Genomic DNA, 17,748 nt, shown 5'->3' on the forward strand with positions numbered 1-17,748 from the left:
CTGAGCAATGCCCGAATGGCCGCTTTCGCAATTGCAAAACCACTGGTCAGAGGCTTGCGGTAGTGGCAGATTCCGAATAAATCAGCAGTCTCCTAGCGGTCACCATCGGCTACTCCGACGGCCATGTGCTGTGGACTGCGGGCACCTCGACGCCCGACGTGGGTCTCGCCGGGACCAAACACGTCGTGTACAACCGCAGCGCCCAGCGCATGTGGCTGATCGAAGCGGACGGGACGCTCTTTGACACCTACCCGGTAAGCGGCCGAGCCACCAGTCCCGCCCCAGGTTCCTACAGCGTTTTCTCGAAGTCGCAGTACTCGTCGTCGCCGAAGGCCCCCGTCACCATGCGTCACATGGTGCGTTTCGTGAAGGCCACCACCGGCTGGCCATCGGGTTCCATTCCATTCCCCGCACCTACGCCGGCCTCCCGATCCAGACCGTCGCCCAGCTCGGCCAGCCACGCTCAGCGGGATGCGTCCGCCAAGACGACACCAAAGCGCAGCAGCTCTTCGGCTGGGCGCCGATCGGGACGCCCGTGGTTGTGGTTGCCTGACCGCCCGGCTCGCCGCACTGATCGATACGCGAACCGAACTGTCAAAGCGCCAGGTACAGCCGGCGGCGGTGCATCAGGCCCACCACTCCGACGACGACGAGCAGGAGCACAGCCGTGTACGCCAGATGCACGCCGGACTCGCCGAACGGCAGGGCCCCCAGCAGCCGTGCCTCGATGGATCGATCGCCGATGTGCACATGGCTGGCGGACTGCAGCAGGAAACGTTCGAGCACAAAGACCATCAGGGCATTGCGCCCAAGCGCAATGAATGGCCAGTTCCAGTCGCGCGGCTCGCCGGGACCCCGCTTGCCAGTGTCGACAAACAGATAGATCACACAGAACACAGCAAGCGCAGTCCCCGCTGCGAGCAGCACGAACGCCGGCGTCAGCAGGCGCTTGTTGGACGGGATCCACAACGATGCAGCCAATCCGCCCACGAAGCACAGCCCGGCCAGCACGCCGATCCGGGCCAACGTCTGCAGCCGGTTCGACCGGCCGTACCGCCGCAGCAGCACACCGGCCGCATAGCCGTACAGAACCAGCGACGAAGCCGCGAGCGACGCCACGATGCCCTCAGGGTCCCACCCGGCCTGTCCAGCTCGATACACGTGGCTGGTACCGAGGATCCCTGTGTCCACGTCGAGGTACGGACTGCAGCGTCCGGCTGGCGTACATGACATGTCGAGACCCAGGCCGTACAGCCCAATGATTCCGGTCGCGGCCACCAGAAGCCACCAGATCTTCTCTTCGCCAAGAACGGCTCTGCTCGCAAGCACCACCACAGCCGCGCCGGCCCCGGCGACGCCGATCATCTGCAAGACGCCGGTGAAGCGCAGCGTGGACAGGTCCAGCCACGAAGCGCCGTATGCGTTGTACACGAGACCGACCGCGACCAGCAGCACCAGCCGGCGGACCAGGCGCCAATACATCGCCCGCGTCGGCGCATCCCGCAGCAGGAACGACAGGCTCAGCCCGCTCGTCACGAGAAAAGTAGGGAAGAGCCAATCAGACGCCGTCAGCCCATCCCATTCGGCATGGCGAAGCCAGGGAAAACCAGCCAGACCCGTGGCCGGCGTGAACAGCATGAGGCCCAGCACGGCACCCCGAAACGTGTCGACAGATGCAAACCGCCCACGCTTCGGTGCAATCTCAGCGCTCATGACGAGCTGAACCGCACTCGGAACGCCTGATCACGGTGAAAGAGCTCGCCCTGCCCGGAGTAATCCCCAGGCCAATAGCCAGGACCCTCGCCCCACAACCACCCATAGTTGACGACATGTGCACCAAGACGCGACGACCCAGATGTCTCGAATGCATCGTCGAAGTGCGCATATGACACCTGGGCAACTCGAGCGACGCCGGGGTCAGAGTCGCAACTTGCGGCAGCTTGATAGCCAATGTCGAAGTCTGTGTCCCACAGCGCTTCGTACACCGCGAGATGGTCGTCGTGGGTATACACGAAGCAGCCGGAGTACGAGCTGTTCCAGTAGCTCGCTCCGATCAGGCTTCCGTTCGGCAAGGATTTGTTGATTCCAAGGGTCGATCGGTTGTCCCGAACCGTCTTGACGGCCCACTCGACTTCCTCGTCAGTCAAGTCGCCGTCGCCGAGGTTGAACCACACCACGGCGGCAACCTCCGAGATCCACACCTTGGCAGTGCGGTCCGAGACACAGCCCTCGGCGTCGTGCCGACAAATCGTGTAACCAAGCGAATCGAACGGGCCCTTGACACCTTCGAATGTGAACGAAGACGGCAGACCGTCGTCGCCGGGCGCCATTCCGGCGATGAAGTCGAAGAACGAGTTCTGGCGGGCTGACTCGCACGACGATGTCCACTTGCCAGCAGGCCAAGGAGAGGGCGATGCCTCTCCAGTCCCCTCGTCATATCCCGGCGAAGCGCAATACGCGGTCTGCTCACCGATGGTCAGCATGATGAAGACCTTGTACGCATCGGGCGAGTTCTCGATCAGCGACCACGCCTGCATCTCGTCGTCGGGGTGCGGGACCACGATGTAGCTCATCTCGTCGAGGCCGCCCGCGCCCGTCGACCCGAGGCGCTCTCCCGGCGAACACCCGACCGCGAGCAGCAGCAGCAACGCACCAGTCAGCAGCGGTTTCATTGCACCCTGTCCAACGGCACCACTGCCTCAGGGCCGGCCTCCCGCAGCAACGCACCAGTCAGCAGCGGTTTCATTGCACCTCCCCCGCCGCCCGGCTCATGAACCCACCGTACGCAGGGCGAGGCCATGACCGCAGGTGTGGCCTCATCGCACCTCTAGTGCTGTGTCCGCAAACGTTTGCGCGCTTTGGTCAGGCGGCTTGTTTGGTGGGTCTGCCCCAGCGGTGTTGTTTTTCGGATCGGGTTCTGGCTCGTTCGCGTCGTTGGGCTGCGAGCAGTTCGGGTGAGCGTTTGTTGGCGTTGCGCCAGCGCAGGTAGGCGTGCAGCGCGCGGGTGAGCACGGTGTGGTTGGGGTGGTCGGAGTTGTTGAGCACGAACTCGCGCAGCGGCCCGAAGTGCGCTTCGATGGGGTTCGCCCATGAGCTGTAGGTCGGGGTGAAGCACAGCTCGACTTTGTTGCGCTTGGCCCATCTGGCGATGTCGGTGCGGTTGTGGGCGGACAGGTTGTCCAAGATCACATAGACCCAGCCGCCGTCGGGGCGCCGGGCGCGGATGGTCTTGAGCGCCGCGAGAGTGTTGGCCGCGGACTTGCGGTGCCGCACGACGCCCCACAGCTCGTCGTCGCCGACGCTGTAGCAGCCGTGGAACTGGCGCACGCCGTGGAGCTTGTTGTAGTTCGCGCGCAGCCGCTGGGGACGCGACCGCGGCGCCCAGCACGCCCCGCCGGTCGGGCGAATGGCCAGCGGCCCGAACTCGTCGAACGCGAACACCCGGTCCGGGGCCTTGTCGGTCACATGCTCGATGCGGTCCAGCTTCGCGTCACGGTCAGGGTCGTTGGACTCCTTCCAGGTCTTGGTGCGCTGGAACGTGATGCCTGACTCGGTGAGGATCTCGTGCAGCCGCTGCCGGCCGACGCGCACCACCCGGGTCGGGTTGTCGGCCAGATACGCCGCGAGCTTGCGGACGCTCCACCGCGTGAACGGCTGGCCCAGCTTCTTTGGGCGGGTGCGGGCCGTCTCGACGATGAACGCATCATCGTCAGTCGTGATCCGGCGGGGACGGCCACCCGCCCACTGAGGGACCCGACGACGCCATCCCCGACTCGTTGAACCTGTGGATCATCTCGCGCACCCGATCAGGCGACGTCGCCGCCAACTGCGCGATCACCGCCACCGAGTTCCCGCCCGCCGACGCATGGACCACCACCCCACGCCGCCATCGCACATGAGACCCCGGCGACTTGCCGGCGCCGCGACGCACGATCCGCTGCAACGCCTGGCCTTCTTCATGGGTCAACCGACGGACCCGAACACGCTCACTCATACCCCCGACCAAACCACAAACCACACCCCGCCACGCGGACACCAACCCGACGAACGTTTGCGGACACAGCACTAGTCAATCATGGACGCCGCGTCGCGAGTAGCCGATAATTCCGCTTGAAAGACCGAAACTACTCGTCAGTTCGATACCAGATTACGCCAGACTCGAAGGAATACTAATTCTACACTCGCTAGCATCTAGGCCTGCGTCAGGCAAAGTCAACCTGTCAGGCACGAGTCTGAACGATCTCGATTGCAAAATGGCTTGACGCCAATTATTCCAGCGACTAGCACTTGCCCATGGAAATCCGTTCAGCGAATGCGCGCCGCGGCTATGCTGACCAAGTGCTTCAGCTGACACTGCCGAGCCTTGACGAAAGCCAAAGGCCGATTGCTCCTTTCAAGACCCAGCTTCTCAAGTGGATCGGCAACAAGCAGCGTTTTGCCCACGAGATCATTGCGTGTTTCCCGCACAAGTTCGGTACTTATGTTGAGCCGTTTCTCGGAAGCGGCGCGGTACTGGCTACATTGGCACCCGAGAGGGCGGTGGCGGCTGATGCATTCTGGCCGCTGATCGACATCTTTGTGGCACTTCACGAACGACCAGACGAGCTGCGTGAATGGTATCGGTCACGCTGGGAACTCATGAACTCGGTTGGCAAGAAGGTGGCCTACGAGCGGATACGCGCCTCATATAACACGCGACCCAATGCAGCCGATCTTCTTTTCCTGAGTCGTGCCTGCTACGGAGGTGTGATCCGGTTCCGCAAGGATGGCCACATGTCGACTCCATGCGGCGCGCATTCGCCCATCGCTCCCGAGTCGTTCTCACGGCGCGTCTCGATCTGGTCCCAGAGAACCGCAGGGACCCGATTCCTGCACCAAGATTTCAGAGACACCATGGCACAAGCGGCCGAGGGCGATCTGATCTACTGCGATCCGCCGTACTCCCACACGCAGAGCATCATCTACGGTGCCCAATCGTTCGATCTCGCCGATCTCGTCGACTCGATCGCGGACTGCAAGCGGCGAGGCATCTTTGTCGCGTTGAGCATCGACGGCAGCAAGGCGTCGGGTCGCACCGTCGTCGAGTTCGATTTCCCGTCCGGCCTCTTCGAACGCGAAGTCGGCGTGAACTGCGGGCGGTCAATGTTAAAGCGCTTTCAGATGGCGGGAAGCTCCCTTGAGCACGAAGTCGTCACCGACAGGCTCCTGCTGACATACTGACTCCCGTTTCTGGGTACCCACCTAGGGAGTCAAGAGTGCAACCTGATCCACGTTTTCTGAACCAGTCTGATGTCTTCTGGGCGTATGTCCGCGCGGTCGGCGAACAACACGGGTATTCGATACGCGGCAAGTCGAGGGTCAAAGCACCCGACGAGCAGGCTCTGGACCGAACCGCCAAGAAGCTGGGCATCCCCAATACGCGAATCCGCGCCTCCCAAGGCCTAACGAACCTCGGCGCAAGCCTGCTCGACTACTTTCAGTACCGCGCTGAAGCGCTCAACTCCCATGTCGAGCAACATCTGATGGATGTAGATGAAGCTAGCGAACTCTACGGCAGCATGCTGGCAAGACTGAAGCCCGACTGCCCGCAGCCCATGAACAAGCAAAAAGGCGAAAAGAAAGCACCGGCCTATTTCACCGGTCTCATCAACATGCTCATCGAAGATGCTACCGATGGGACCGAATGTGACTACGATCCTAAGCAGCTCACAAAAATCACTGACGACGCTGGCCTGGTTGGCACTCTCGCCCGCCGGATAGACGGTGCCTATCGCTCCGTCATCGACCCGATTGCCATCTGGGAGATCAAGGAATACTACTACACCACGACCTTCGGGAGCCGCGTCGCTGGCGGAATCTACGAGACTCTGCTCGATGGAATGGAACTCAAGAACCTTGCTAGCGTGTCGGAGAAGAGAGTCGCCCACTATTTCTTCCTTGACTCTCACAGAACCTGGTGGGGCAAGGGCAGGTCTTATCTATGTCGGCTAGTCGACCTCATGCACATGGGGTATGTTGACGAAGTGATCTTCGGTCGGGAAATCCTTGATCGCATCCCAGCTCTTGTAGGCGAATGGACCGAAGAGGCTCACAGCCGAAAAATGTAGGCACCTGTTGATGCCTCGCCGCACCATCCATGGTGACCATGTAACAAATGGTGCTTGGCCTGTTCGAAACGCGGTTTCTGTACTTGTTTCAAAATCCACTGCAATGCAGAGATTGACAATATAGCTGCCATGGTCTTAGGGTGTGCCATAGGTTAACTCGCGTGGTGTAGTGTCGGGTGGGTGGAGTTGTCGGCGGCCGCTGCCGGGGTGTTCTTCGAGACGGTGATGCCGCATCTGGGCGAGCGTCAGCGGCGTGTGGTGGCCGGCGCGATGGCCGAGGCGCTGGGTCGTGGCGGGCAGGCGTTCGTGGTGGGAGCGTCGGGGATCTCGACTTCGACGATGTCGCGGGCGGTGCGCGAGGTGCGCGCTGGGGTCGAGCCGTCGCACCGTCAGCGCGCTGCGGGCGGCGGGGACCGCCCGGCGGTCGACAAGCAGCCCGGTCTGCTCGAGGCGCTCGACGAGCTGGTGCATCCGGTCACGCGGGGCAGCCCGATGTCGCCGCTGCGCTGGACGCTGAAGTCGACGCGCCAGCTCGCCCGCGAGCTGACCGGGCAGGGCTTCAGGGCGTCCGCGGAGCTGGTGCGCCGGCTGCTGCACCAGATGGGCTACTCGCTGCAGGCGCCGGCCAAGCAGAACGAGGGCGCCCAGCACCCCGACCGCGACGCCCAGTTCGGGTACCTCAACGCGCTGGCCGGCGAGTTCGGCGCCGCCGGGGAGCCGGTGATCAGCGTGGACACCAAGAAGAAGGAACTGATCGGGTCCTACGCCAACGGCGGCACCGAGTGGCAGCCCGCCGGGCAGCCCCAGCGGGTCAGCGTGCACGACTTCGCCGACCGGGCGCTGGGAGAGTTCGCCAAGGCCGTCCCCTACGGCGTCTGCGACGTCGCCGACAACGCCGGCTGGGTCAGCGTCGGCGACTCCGCCGACACAGCCGAGTTCGCCGTGGAGTCCATCCGCCGCTGGTGGGGCACCCTGGGCCGCGACCGGTTCCCGCAAGCGACACGGCTGCTGATCACCGCCGACGCCGGCGGCTCCAACGGCTACCGGCCCCGCGCCTGGAAATGGTTCCTCGCCCGCCTCGCCGCCGACACCGGCCTCGAGATCACCGTCGCGCACTACCCGCCCGGCACTAGCAAATGGAACAAGATCGAGCACCGCCTCTTCAGCTTCATCTCGATGAACTGGCGAGGCCGACCCCTCACCGACATCGCCACCATCGTCGAGCTCATCGCCTCCACCACCACCCAAACCGGGCTCACCGTCCAAGCCGCCCACGACCCCAACTGGTACCAACGCGGCATCAAGATCACCGACCGCCAAATGCAACACCTGCCGCTGCGCCCCCACGACTGGCACGGCGAATGGAACTACACCATCACACCGACCAAACACGCGACCTAACCCGCGGCGACCCCTTACCTGTGCAGGGCCAACGCCCGTCGGCGAAACCCTTGATTTAAGCCAATCTGACGCCTTACGGTACTCTCACTCACTGATCGCGCCGCTGTCGCGATTCATAGCGTTCGGACTGTCAGATGGCTGTATTTTGTGTCTTTGCCGCGATTGGCTCAAAATCAATTCGTGACCAATTCCGGGAAAACTCACTAAACTATGTATATCTCGAATATATAAAGCAACCGGCCACGACGCCCAATGGACAGTCGGAACGCCGTGACCGGTCACCAGTACCATGGAATATAACGTCGACCCCGCACCTACTCTTTTCCCGCTCGCCGGGAACACGCCGGACCAAGTCGCGCAACGACTCGACTCCATTGCGCCCCGCCCTTTCATCTGGGCAGCGCTTAAGGCCTGGAAGCTTCAAGTCATGAAAGAGCAACGAATCGAATGCTGGATATCCCCTATCTCTGATGCTGTGCGTGCGCGCTATATCACCAAACCCGCAACAGCCAAGAAGGCCGCCGACGAGACAGTACGGCTGCTGAGACATCTGAACCGCGTCGCTGGGTGCTGGTCGAGGGTCACGCCGCGGATGGTCACCGACTGGTGCTGCACGGCCCGGCCGAACGCTCAAAATGTGTATCCGCCTGTGGCTGCTAACACGGCTTCCAACAGAGGATGGGCGGCCCGAGCAGCGCTGGAGGCAGCACAGGCCCTCGGCATCGAGGTCGACGCAGCATCGCTCGTCGCCGAGACTCCCAAACGCGAGGTCAGCGAGTTCGCGATGCGTCCGCTGACCGAGACCGAAGCCCGTCAAGTGTGCGCGTATGCCAGGGGCGGGATCATCACATCTGATCAGTCTCTGATAGTGGCGCTCGGCTTCGCAGGCGCGTCCGCAGAGGAAACCGGCTCTTCTCATCGAAGCTGGGACTTGGGTGATGTGAGGGTCCACCGTTGAGGGAGGGGCCTCGCCGATTCTTGTGACTCGTTGAACAGTCCAAGACTCGGGAGGCCCCTGGTGGTTGAAGCTAGTTCTGTGGTGTTGCTGGGCGCGGATTGCGTGGAGATCACGCGGGTTCGTGTCGATGGCGGCGAGACCGTGCTGTGGGTGCAGACCCCCGACGCGCAGAGAGTTTTGTGTGGGGCGTGCGGTGTGCGGGCGCGTTCGAAGGGCCGTCGGGAGGTGCGGCTGCGCGACGCGCCGGGTCGCGATGGCGGGGTGTGCGAGGTGCGGTGGCGCAAGCGCATCTGGTGGTGCCCGAACGCGGGGTGCGAGACGCGCACGTGGACTGAGGAGTGCGAGCTGGCCGCGCCGCGGCGGGTCCTGACTTGCCGGGCTGAGCAGTGGGCCGCCGCTCGCCTGGAAGCGGTGGAAGGCAGTGTGGCGTCGACGGCTCGCCGGCTGGGGGTGGCGTGGGCCACGGTGTGGTCCGCGGTCGCTGCTTGGGCATGCCAGGTCGTCGGCGATCCCGGTCGGGTGGGGCCGGTGGCTCGGCTGGGGCTCGACGAGACCGTGATGCGCTCAGCGTCGCGGCTGGCGCGTCGCCGCTATGTGTCCGCCGCTGTCGATGCGGCCACCGGGCAGGTCATCGACATCTTCGACGGCCGCAACGCCGCTGACCTGCACAGATGGCTCGAACAGCAGCCCGCCGGGTGGCTAGCGGCCATCGAGGTCGTGTGCTGTGACCCCCACGAGGGCTACCGCAGCGGCATCACACGCGCACGCCGCGACACGCACCTGAGCGACAGCGTGAAGATCGCAGCCGACGCGTTCGGGATCGTGCGCCTCGCGAACCAGGCGCTCGACGGCGCCCGCCGACGCGTCCACAACGAGACCACCGGGCGCCGAGGCCGCAAAGGCGACCCGCTCTACCATGCTCGCAAGCTGCTGCTCACCGGCGCGGAACGGCTCGACGCCGCCGGGTGGGACAAGATGCTCGCAGCGCTCGACGCAGCCGACCCCACCGACGAGATCCGCGAGTGCTGGGTCGCCAAAGAACACGTCCGCGACATCTTCCGCGCCGACGATCCCCTCGACGCGCAACAGCATCTCAACGAAGCGATCGCCTGGTGCGAGCACCCCAGCGCCCCGCCCGAGCTCGCCACCCTGGCCCGCACGCTGCGCCGCTGGCACACCGAGATCGCAACCGCCGTGCGCACCCGCACCAGCAACGCACGAACCGAAGCAGCCAACGCCCGCATCAACCACGTCAAACGCTCAGCACGCGGCTTCCGCAACCTTCACAACTACCGGCTCCGCATACTGCTCGCCGCCGGCCGCCAACCATGCCAAACTCAACCCGTCACTCCAATCCGAACCCGACGTCCCAGCTTGGTTGCGTAGAGCCAGCAAACCGCCAAGGTCACAGTTGCTGACATCGATGCGAATCGGGGTTTCGTCCGTCTGCCCGGAACCGACTATCTCGCTGCGCGCATCAACCCTCTTTGCGACTGGGGACGCAAAGAGATCGCTTTCCAGCTGCGCAACCGAGACTGCATCAACCCCAGCGAACCGCTGTGCGTCACACCCGGCCTGCTACTGGAACGAGCAACGCACTCAGTGACAGTGCGGCTGCGACGCGTGCTCGAAACAGCCGGCATCTCGCATCGGCCGGGCGTGGTGCCGCGCTCGACCCGCTACACCACCGCGCACCGCATCGCGCACGCGCACGGGATCATCGCCGCGACCGCGTTTCTCGGCGTCGACTCGGTGGACGACACGATCGCTGTGCTGCGACGCGCCGTGCCCGAAGGCGGCGGTGATGGCAAGTAGCAACGGTTCCGCGTACCCCAGCTACCGGGCTCTGTTCGCCGACGGCGAGCCGATCCGGGTTAAGGACCTGGCCGAGGCAGCTGCGGTCCCTGCCCCCGAAGACGACAAGCCGAAGCAGAACGGCAAGCCGGTGCTGCTGAACAAGGAGCAGCTGATCTTCGGCGTCGCAGCGATGAGCGGCACCCGGACGCTGGCGGGTGAGTTGCAGAAGATGATCGAGGAATGCCGGACAGAGAACCGCGGACGCAAGAAACGGTACGGAGGGCTCGACGCGATCGTGTTCCTGTGCAGCACCTACCTGTACGGAGGGGCACAGGGAGTGCATCTCAAGAACCGTCCTCAGCGCGGCGGGGGATCATCGCCGAGGCTGGTGGACCAGATCAACGAATCCCTCGAAGAGTCCCGGCCTGATGACCCGGATTGGCGTCTTGATCCCAGCGGATTCACCCGCGACCAGCACCGCAGACTCCGAGAGGACTACCTGTGCGACGAAGTGCTCGACGAACTCGAAAAGATCACGCGGGCGTTCTGCGTCCAGGCGGCCCTGCGCATCGGACAGTTCAACCCGAGGGCGGGCACCTACACCCAACCCGATACCACTCAGCTCGTCGCGGGCGACGGGACCAAGGTCGGCGGCCTGTACAACAACGCCGATCCGAACAAGATCAACGGCCGTACCGGCTTGGCGGCGCGCTGCGACACAGAGGCACTCACACCCGAGAGCCGCAAGAGCGGCACGATCCCTCCGCCGCCGCACTACGAATGGGAAATCCTCATCACCCGCTCCAAACATCCCAACGAGCACTTCCCGCTCGCGATCTTCGTCAAAGGCGAAGCGCAACGCGGCAAGAGCGACGCGACCTACACCGTCGACCTGATCAAACTCCTGCTCGAAGAGCACCCGGACCTCATCAGGGGCCTGTTCGGATGCTGCTACGACGGGGCGCTCTCAGCAGAGGACAAAGAACGCCTCCTCAAGATGGGCATCCAGCCCGTCTCCAAGCTGCGTCGGCCAATCGCGACGGTCCCCGTGCTGCACAACATCGGCGCCTACGAGTTCGCGTTCGTCACCAAGCACAAGAACGGCAAGACCAACAGAACGGTCGTGCTCACAACCGACATCATCACCGTCGACGGCACCCCGACCGTGCTCATGACCGACGGAAACGGCGACGATGTCCATGTCCCGCTGGTCTGCGTCAACCGCCGCCGACGCAAACAACGCAGCGGCATATACGCAGTGACCAACGAATACGCACTGCCCGAGCATCCCATCGTCCCAGCGCGAATCCAAGGCGCCACGACAACCATCCGAATGGACACCACAGCCAACACACTCAGCGGGAACAACCCGGTGCTCATGCCGCACCTCGTCTCGTCATTCCCCGCGTCCGACCCGATGTACCGACCCCTCTACGGAGTCCGCCAAGACTGCGAATCAGGCAACCGCCAACTCAAAGGCCTCCTGCGCGACAAGCGCAGCATCACAGCAACCCGCAACAACAACAGGTATCAAGCGATCGGCTACCAACTGCTCGTCACAGCCAACGCACTCATCGCCTACCAAGAACGCACCGGCGACAACCTCAGCGACATCTTCGGACAGCGATTCGCCGACACGCCCAAAAGCGCCGAAACGGCACCGCTGCGACTCGTCGCCTGAGCCGAAACACGCCAAGAACACCCAGAGCGGCGAGACTCCCTCAATCGGCACGCGTCAGATGCGAATTTATTTGACGCAGCTTTTGACGCAGTATTTGACTCTACAATCCGCACACATCCCGCCCTCGTAGCTCAGGGGATAGAGCGTCGGTTTCCTAAACCGTGCGTCGCAGGTTCGAGTCCTGCCGAGGGCGCAGAGTGCAAGAGCGCCGCTGCAGTTCGGCATGGTCTTGAGAAGCCGAGCAGCCTCGGGGCGCATGCAGCAAGATGGCTCGCTGGAGAACAGGAGCGCCACATGCACGTCAGCGCGACATTGCCCCAGCACAACATGCGAGCTGTGCCTGACGAGGTGCGGCGGATCGAGGCCGACGGTTACGACTGCGTCGTCACCATGGAGAACCGGCACGAGCCGTTCATCCCGCTGGGCATCGCTGCGGTACACAGCGAGCGGGTGCGGTTGTCGACCAGCGTGGCGATCAGCTTTCCTCGCAGCCCGATGGTGACGGCGTCGACTGCGTGGGACCTGCAGGCCGCCTCGAACGGGCGGTTCGTGCTCGGCATCGGAAGCCAGGTGAAGGGGCACAACGAGCGGCGGTTCAGCGTGCCGTGGTCGGCGCCGGCGCCTCGCATGACCGAGTACGTGCAGGCGATCCGGGCCATCTGGAACACGTGGGCTACGGGCGAACGGCTCGACTACGACGGCGAGCACTACCGCTTCTCGCTGATGACACCCAACTTCACACCTGAGCCACTGGACGGACCTCCGCCGCCGATCATGATCGCTGCGGTCGGGCCGGCCATGCTGCGAGTGGCCGGGCAGCACTGCGACGGGGTGCGCCTGCACGGCTTCTGCACGCCGGACTACCTGCGAGAACATGTCATGCCGCAGCTGCAGACCGGGCTCGACCGGGCCGGGCGCAGCCGCAGCGACTTCTGGGTGACTGGCGGCGGGTTCGTCTGCACCGGGCCCGACGACGAGACCGTGGACCGGATGGTCGAGTGGGTTCGCTACCGGATCGGTTTCTACGGCAGCACCCGGGCGTACTGGCCAGTGCTCGAACAGCACGACCTGGGCGAGCTCGGCGAGAAGCTCAACCATCTCTCGCGCAACGACGGCTGGGGCAAAATGGCCGGCTGCATCGACGACGACGTTGTGCGGCTATTTGCTGCCGTCGGCCGCCACGACGAGATCGCCGGCGCCATCGCGGAGCACTTCGACGGGCTCGTCGACGAGGTCAACGCCAGCGTCGCCACCGACATCGGCGCCGATCTGCCGCCCGACGTGATCCAAGACATCGGGGCCATCCCGTCAGCCGGGCAACCCACCTGATCGCAACCGCCTGGGAGAATGTGCGAAACGTCTGCGACCGGCGAAAGGAAGAGCCATGCCTGAGGCATCTGAGGCAATTGTGGAAATCCGGGACTACACCATCGAAGCGGAGTGGTTCGAGGCCTATCGGGAATGGGCGTCCGAGCTCGCTGGGCCCTGGCTGAGGGCCAACCTGGACGTCATCGACTTCTGGGTCGATGACGGCCACGAGCCTGAAGTCGCCGGATCCGCCCCGGTGGTGTCCCCCAATGGTCAGCCGAACGTGTGCTGGATCATCCGTTGGCCCAGCAGGGCCGCCCGCGAGGAAGGCTTCCGGGTGACACTCGGCAGTCAAGAGTGGCAGGACATCTGGGCGAAGCACCCCAACACCAACGCCTACCTCCACCTCAACATTCGTTTCATGAGAGCTGCTTGACTCAACCGACGGGGGCGAGCTCGGCAGCTCCGAAGGCCACGCTGAAGCGAACGCACCAGATCACCACGGTGCGATACCGGTCCAGGTCGGTACCGGCAGGCACCTCATAGTTCTGCGCGCCGATGTTGCCCTTCATGTCGCCGAGGTCGATGAAGTCCGAAGCCAGATCGCCGACCGAGTCGTTGGGCCTCGCGGCCGAGAGGTACACGTTCAGGTCGGGTCCGTTGTCGGTCGCAAAGTCGTCGTCGAAACGCAGAAACGTCTGGGTGCCGTCAGTCAGCACCGCAGCGGTGCCCGAAGACGGATGCGACCGCGAAATGAAGCTGCCCACCGCGGCGACCCGCACGGTGCCCTCAGCCATCTGCTCGGCGGCCGCCTCGGTCTGGGCCCGCTCTTGGGAACGCTCGCCCGCTGCCTGCGCGACCTCCTCGTCGGTCATCATCTGCTCTTCGGCAGCCGCGATCTGGGCGATGGCTTCCTGCATCGGGTCCAGATGCCCGTACATCTCGCCCATCGCCTCGTCTGAGCCGTCCGCCATTGCTTCTTCGCGCATGCGGTCCGCTTCGGCTTCGAGCTCTGAGCGCTGCTCGGCGAGCGCAGCCCGTCCTTCCGAACCACCGCCGGCCACTGCCGCGCTGATGAGCTCGTCGATGTCGGTCTCGCCGAGATCCACGGCGAACTCGGGGGCCTCCTCGTCCACCACCTCGTCTACGAAGATCAGGTGGAAGCCAAACACGAAGAAGGCCAGGTAGAAGGCCAGCGCGGCTAACACCGCAGTGCCGGCAGCAGCAGTCCAGCGGCCGCCTGTGGTCCGGGGGATCAGCAACCTGTTCAGCAATTGCTTCATCGCTCGGTCGCTCTCCTGTTAGTCATGGCCTCAACCGTAGGAGCCAAGTGCACTGGTGCATGGTCACCAGCGGCGCAGGGTCAGGAGCGGCGACGCGAGAGGTTCAACAGCACCCCAACCAGGATGAACACGCTGCCGGCCATATACGGGATCGACACGAAGCCGAACTCCCATGCGTACCGCACTGTGCACGGACTGGTGAGGCTGCACGTCGTGGCGCCTTCGAGACCTGGGAAGTGCTGCAGCAAGTAGTGCCAAGTCGACATTGCGGCGCCGACCACGCACATCGGCAGCCCGTAGCGGTACACCCCCCGATCGCGGACGAGCTGGCCGATCACCAGCACGAGCGCCAGCGGGTACATGGCGATGCGCTGGAACCAGCACCAGCGGCACGGCTCGAGGTGCGCGATCTCCGACAGGTACAACGAGCCAAGCGTGGCTCCCACTGCCAACGCCGCAGCGATTCCCGTAACGGTGCGAGCACTCAGCTGCCGACCGCGTGCGCGGCGGAACAGCACCACAACGGTCGCCGCATTGCAGGCAAGCGCTGCCACGGCGAACAGCCGGAGCATCTGTTCGAGCGACACTGTTGATCAGCGTGCCATACACGATTGCAGGGCACCATTCGCATTATCTGATCGTTAGCTGTGCGAGCGGTCCGATCGGCCGATGGGGATCCAGAGCGACGCGAATGCAGCAATCGCGAAGACCAGGAAGAACACCAGCACATGCTGGTAGTAGACGAGCGCGCCCTCGCCGGAGTCCTGCTTCAGCAGCGCGAACAAGCCAGCAATGCCGATCGCCGAGGCCGCGTACCGCAGCGTGTTGAACAGACCGCTGACCTCGCCGAAGTACGACTCGTCCACCCAGGCCAGCGCCACGCTGTTGAGCAGCGGCACACACATGCCCCAGCCCAACCCAAATAGGGCGATCGTCGGTGCCATCTCGCGGAGATAATCCGCCTCGGTGCCCAGCCGCACCACCTGCCATCCGATGGCCAGGATCTGTATGGCCGCACCGGTGCGGCACAGGGTGATCGCGCTCCATCGTTCGCCCAGCCGGCTGAAGAACACGGTGGACGCGCCCGCCACGATGGGCCCGACCGTGACGCCGAGTCCGACTTGGTTCTCGGAGTACTGCCAGAAGTTGAACATGAACAGCGGCCAGATCAGCCAGATCGCCTGCGACGACACGCCCACCAGGAAGTTGGCCAACTGCGTCACCCACACGCCCCGTCGGCGCAGCAACTGCAGGTTGAGCAGCGGCTCGGGATGGCGCAGCGAACTGGTGACAAACCAGGCGAACGCGCCCACACCAACGGCCGCTACGGCGAGTGTGACCGGCGACGTCCAGCCCCAGACCCGGCTGCCCTGCATGATTGCGGTGACCAACGCGGCGAGCCCCACCGTCCCTGCTGCCGCTCCGGTGACGTCGAGCCGATGAGAAATCTCGGGCGTCGGCAATTCGGTGAGGACCCGCCACGCCACCACGAACATCAGCGCGGCGACGGGAGCGCTCACGAAGTACAGAACCCGCCAGCCGGCTGCCCCCAACACGACCGCGGCCACCCCCGGGGCAATGCCGGCAGCCAGGGGACCGGCAGCGGACCACAGACCGACTGCGGTAGTGCGCCGCGACGCAGGAAAGAGCGGCAGCACCAAGCTGAGCGAGGCCGGCAGGATCGCAGCGCCGCCGACGGCTTGCAGTACCCGGGCCAGATTCAGCGTCCACACGGTGGGTGCCAGCGCCGAGGCGACCGCGGACAGTGCGAACAGCGCAAGGCCCGTCAGGAACATCCGCTTGCGCCCGGTACGGTCAGCCAAGCGGCCTGCCAGCGGCAAGAACGCGGCCGTGCCGACCATGAAGCCAGCGATGCCCCACCCCACATCGGCCGCGGTGGCACCGACGTAGCTCTCCTGGATCGCATCCAGCGCGATGTTTGTCGCAGTGCTGTTGAAGCCGACGAGCACCGTGCCCAGCGACGCCACGGTGAGCGCCCGCCAAGCCCGTCCCGACACCGCTTCGCGGGCTCGGGGACGACGCGGCGGACCCTGTCCATCCGCAGCGGGTGCCGGCTGCGGCTGAGCGCCATCAACGCGCTGAATGGCCGGCGTCGCCATCGGCGCTGCAGGCATCCGCGGCACCCTCGGCACCCGCGACAAATCAACCCGCCCGGGGTCGATCTGGCTGCGCATCCGCTCAATCGTACGGCCCGCTCACCACCGGCCAGCCAAAAAACAAATCGGCCTTAGGAAACCACTCAAACGGCCACGCTGAGCCCGAGCGCCTGGCGGGCGAGTCAGCTACCGGCCGTGGAACACCGGCTCACGCTTGTCCACGAAGGCCTGGGCCGCTTCCTTGTGATCGTCGGTCTGCCCGCAGTGAATATGGTGCGCCGCTTCCATGTCCAAGCACTCGCCCATGTCGCCGCTGACGGCCCGGTTCAGGTTTTCCTTCATGTACCGGAAGGCCACCGTCGGCCCGTTCGCAAGCCGGCGAGCGACCGCACCCACCTCGTCCATCAGGCTCTCAGCACCGAACACGCCGTTCACCAAACCCAGCGAAACCGCTTGGTCCATATCGACGCGATCGGACAGGTAGTACAGCTCGCGGGCCTTGGCCGAGCCGACAAGGCGCGACATGAACCACGTGCCGCCGTAGTCGCCGCTGAAGCCGACACGGGCGAACGCCGTGGTCATCACGGCGTTGGGTGTGGCGTAGCGCAGGTCGCACGCCAGCGCGATCGACAGCCCTGCCCCCGCTGCGGCGCCGGGCAGCGCAGCAATGGTCGGCTTGGGCATCTCGTAGAGCTTCCCGGAGGTGTCACGCTGGCTGCGGCGCTGCCGATGCACACGCGCGTCGTACTGCAGCGGGCTGCCGCCGCCCTCGCCACCGGCTGCGGCCATGCCCTTCACGTCGCCGCCGGCGCAGAACGCGCCGCCGGCCCCAGTCAGCACCAGCGCACCCACATCGCTCGCTATCTCAGCGTCGGCAATGGCGGCCACGAGACCGTCCATCATGGGCGTGGACATTGCATTGCGGCGTTCGGGCCGGTTGAGCGTGATAGTCATCACGCCGTCGGCCACCTCGACCGCGAGGTCCTCGGTTCCGGTGTCAAAGACTCGATCTGGCATCGTGAGCACTCCCTTTGTTGTGTGTGGCTCGATGGTCCCACGCCAGCCACGACGGCTCGACAGGGCGACCCGACCAAGA

At 64.6% G+C, this 17,748-nt stretch carries 16 protein-coding genes, 1 tRNA gene and 1 pseudogene; 11 read left to right on the plus strand and 7 right to left on the minus strand.

Annotation, left to right across the window (positions count from 1 at the left end; genetic code table 11):
- The first annotated feature begins 382 nt into the window (after nucleotides 1-382).
- Nucleotides 383-553, plus strand: a complete 171-nt coding sequence (locus ACQY5K_RS10145) for a L,D-transpeptidase (RefSeq protein WP_428122632.1) — start codon at nucleotides 383-385, stop codon at nucleotides 551-553.
- Between the two features lie 41 nt (nucleotides 554-594).
- Here the strand turns inward: ACQY5K_RS10145 and ACQY5K_RS10150 are convergent, their stop codons facing one another.
- The 3 genes and pseudogenes from ACQY5K_RS10150 to ACQY5K_RS10160 form a co-directional block, all read right to left on the minus strand.
- Nucleotides 595-1,713, minus strand: coding sequence for a hypothetical protein (locus ACQY5K_RS10150; protein ID WP_428114726.1), 1,119 nt, complete (start codon nucleotides 1,711-1,713; stop codon nucleotides 595-597).
- On the minus strand, nucleotides 1,710-2,672 hold the full coding sequence (locus ACQY5K_RS10155; protein ID WP_428114729.1) for a hypothetical protein: 963 nt from the start codon (nucleotides 2,670-2,672) through the stop codon (nucleotides 1,710-1,712). Before ACQY5K_RS10155 ends, ACQY5K_RS10150 begins: the two co-directional genes overlap by 4 nt.
- A 190-nt stretch (nucleotides 2,673-2,862) precedes the next feature.
- A pseudogene (locus ACQY5K_RS10160) lies at nucleotides 2,863-3,994 on the minus strand (IS630 family transposase).
- Between the two features lie 344 nt (nucleotides 3,995-4,338).
- On the opposite strand from ACQY5K_RS10160, the gene ACQY5K_RS10165 reads away from it, so the two are divergent.
- From ACQY5K_RS10165 to ACQY5K_RS10210, 10 genes are all read left to right on the plus strand, one after another.
- Nucleotides 4,339-5,220: a DNA adenine methylase gene (locus ACQY5K_RS10165; protein ID WP_428114731.1), complete on the plus strand. Its 882-nt coding sequence runs from the start codon at nucleotides 4,339-4,341 to the stop codon at nucleotides 5,218-5,220.
- A 35-nt stretch (nucleotides 5,221-5,255) separates the two neighbouring features.
- Complete coding sequence (locus ACQY5K_RS10170) at nucleotides 5,256-6,107, plus strand: DUF7687 domain-containing protein (RefSeq protein WP_428114734.1); 852 nt, start codon at nucleotides 5,256-5,258, stop codon at nucleotides 6,105-6,107.
- A 225-nt stretch (nucleotides 6,108-6,332) separates the two neighbouring features.
- Nucleotides 6,333-7,508, plus strand: a complete 1,176-nt coding sequence (locus ACQY5K_RS10175) for an ISAzo13 family transposase (RefSeq protein ID WP_428122634.1) — start codon at nucleotides 6,333-6,335, stop codon at nucleotides 7,506-7,508.
- A gap of 427 nt (nucleotides 7,509-7,935) precedes the next feature.
- Complete coding sequence (locus ACQY5K_RS10180; RefSeq protein WP_428114737.1) at nucleotides 7,936-8,466, plus strand: hypothetical protein; 531 nt, start codon at nucleotides 7,936-7,938, stop codon at nucleotides 8,464-8,466.
- Nucleotides 8,467-8,544: 78 nt separating this feature from the next.
- Nucleotides 8,545-9,852 (plus strand): ISL3 family transposase, encoded by a 1,308-nt coding sequence (locus ACQY5K_RS10185; RefSeq protein WP_428114739.1) that lies wholly within the window; start codon nucleotides 8,545-8,547, stop codon nucleotides 9,850-9,852.
- Nucleotides 9,853-10,089: 237 nt separating this feature from the next.
- Nucleotides 10,090-10,281 carry a hypothetical protein gene (locus ACQY5K_RS10190; protein WP_428114741.1) on the plus strand — a complete coding sequence of 64 codons (192 nt, stop codon included), beginning with the start codon at nucleotides 10,090-10,092 and terminating at the stop codon, nucleotides 10,279-10,281.
- Nucleotides 10,271-11,944: a hypothetical protein gene (locus ACQY5K_RS10195; protein WP_428114744.1), complete on the plus strand. Its 1,674-nt coding sequence runs from the start codon at nucleotides 10,271-10,273 to the stop codon at nucleotides 11,942-11,944. The genes ACQY5K_RS10190 and ACQY5K_RS10195 overlap by 11 nt, the downstream gene beginning before the upstream one ends.
- 120 nt (nucleotides 11,945-12,064) lie before the next feature.
- Nucleotides 12,065-12,137, plus strand: a tRNA-Arg gene (locus ACQY5K_RS10200).
- A gap of 101 nt (nucleotides 12,138-12,238) precedes the next feature.
- Nucleotides 12,239-13,273: a TIGR03617 family F420-dependent LLM class oxidoreductase gene (locus tag ACQY5K_RS10205; protein ID WP_428114746.1), complete on the plus strand. Its 1,035-nt coding sequence runs from the start codon at nucleotides 12,239-12,241 to the stop codon at nucleotides 13,271-13,273.
- A 55-nt stretch (nucleotides 13,274-13,328) separates the two neighbouring features.
- The gene (locus ACQY5K_RS10210; RefSeq protein ID WP_428114748.1) at nucleotides 13,329-13,688 is read left to right on the plus strand and encodes a hypothetical protein; all 360 of its coding nucleotides are present in this window, start codon (nucleotides 13,329-13,331) and stop codon (nucleotides 13,686-13,688) included.
- A 1-nt stretch (nucleotide 13,689) separates the two neighbouring features.
- Here the strand turns inward: ACQY5K_RS10210 and ACQY5K_RS10215 are convergent, their stop codons facing one another.
- From ACQY5K_RS10215 to ACQY5K_RS10230, 4 genes are all read right to left on the minus strand, one after another.
- Nucleotides 13,690-14,535 carry a DM13 domain-containing protein gene (locus tag ACQY5K_RS10215; protein WP_428114751.1) on the minus strand — a complete coding sequence of 282 codons (846 nt, stop codon included), beginning with the start codon at nucleotides 14,533-14,535 and terminating at the stop codon, nucleotides 13,690-13,692.
- An 80-nt stretch (nucleotides 14,536-14,615) separates the two neighbouring features.
- Nucleotides 14,616-15,122: a disulfide bond formation protein B gene (locus ACQY5K_RS10220; RefSeq protein ID WP_428114753.1), complete on the minus strand. Its 507-nt coding sequence runs from the start codon at nucleotides 15,120-15,122 to the stop codon at nucleotides 14,616-14,618.
- Between the two features lie 54 nt (nucleotides 15,123-15,176).
- On the minus strand, nucleotides 15,177-16,730 hold the full coding sequence (locus tag ACQY5K_RS10225) for an MFS transporter (RefSeq protein WP_428114756.1): 1,554 nt from the start codon (nucleotides 16,728-16,730) through the stop codon (nucleotides 15,177-15,179).
- A gap of 108 nt (nucleotides 16,731-16,838) precedes the next feature.
- The gene (locus tag ACQY5K_RS10230) at nucleotides 16,839-17,669 is read right to left on the minus strand and encodes an enoyl-CoA hydratase-related protein (protein ID WP_428114759.1); all 831 of its coding nucleotides are present in this window, start codon (nucleotides 17,667-17,669) and stop codon (nucleotides 16,839-16,841) included.
- Between the last annotated feature and the right edge of the window lie 79 nt (nucleotides 17,670-17,748).

It is taken from the genome of Candidatus Poriferisodalis sp., assembly GCF_965262965.1.
In the GTDB taxonomy this organism is placed as follows: Bacteria; Actinomycetota; Acidimicrobiia; order Acidimicrobiales; family Poriferisodalaceae; genus Poriferisodalis.

Excerpts from the sequence above, each read along its gene's own strand:
- ACQY5K_RS10150 (WP_428114726.1), bottom strand. The coding sequence starts at position 1,713 with ATGAGCGCTGAGATTGCACCGAAGCGTGGGCGGTTTGCATCTGTCGAC.
- ACQY5K_RS10155 (WP_428114729.1), bottom strand. The coding sequence starts at position 2,672 with ATGAAACCGCTGCTGACTGGTGCGTTGCTGCTGCTGCTCGCGGTCGGG.
- ACQY5K_RS10175 (WP_428122634.1), top strand. The coding sequence starts at position 6,333 with ATGCCGCATCTGGGCGAGCGTCAGCGGCGTGTGGTGGCCGGCGCGATG.
- ACQY5K_RS10180 (WP_428114737.1), top strand. The coding sequence starts at position 7,936 with ATGAAAGAGCAACGAATCGAATGCTGGATATCCCCTATCTCTGATGCT.
- ACQY5K_RS10195 (WP_428114744.1), top strand. The coding sequence starts at position 10,271 with ATGGCAAGTAGCAACGGTTCCGCGTACCCCAGCTACCGGGCTCTGTTC.
- ACQY5K_RS10205 (WP_428114746.1), top strand. The coding sequence starts at position 12,239 with ATGCACGTCAGCGCGACATTGCCCCAGCACAACATGCGAGCTGTGCCT.
- ACQY5K_RS10210 (WP_428114748.1), top strand. The coding sequence starts at position 13,329 with ATGCCTGAGGCATCTGAGGCAATTGTGGAAATCCGGGACTACACCATC.
- ACQY5K_RS10215 (WP_428114751.1), bottom strand. The coding sequence starts at position 14,535 with ATGAAGCAATTGCTGAACAGGTTGCTGATCCCCCGGACCACAGGCGGC.
- ACQY5K_RS10225 (WP_428114756.1), bottom strand. The coding sequence starts at position 16,730 with ATGCGCAGCCAGATCGACCCCGGGCGGGTTGATTTGTCGCGGGTGCCG.
- ACQY5K_RS10230 (WP_428114759.1), bottom strand. The coding sequence starts at position 17,669 with ATGCCAGATCGAGTCTTTGACACCGGAACCGAGGACCTCGCGGTCGAG.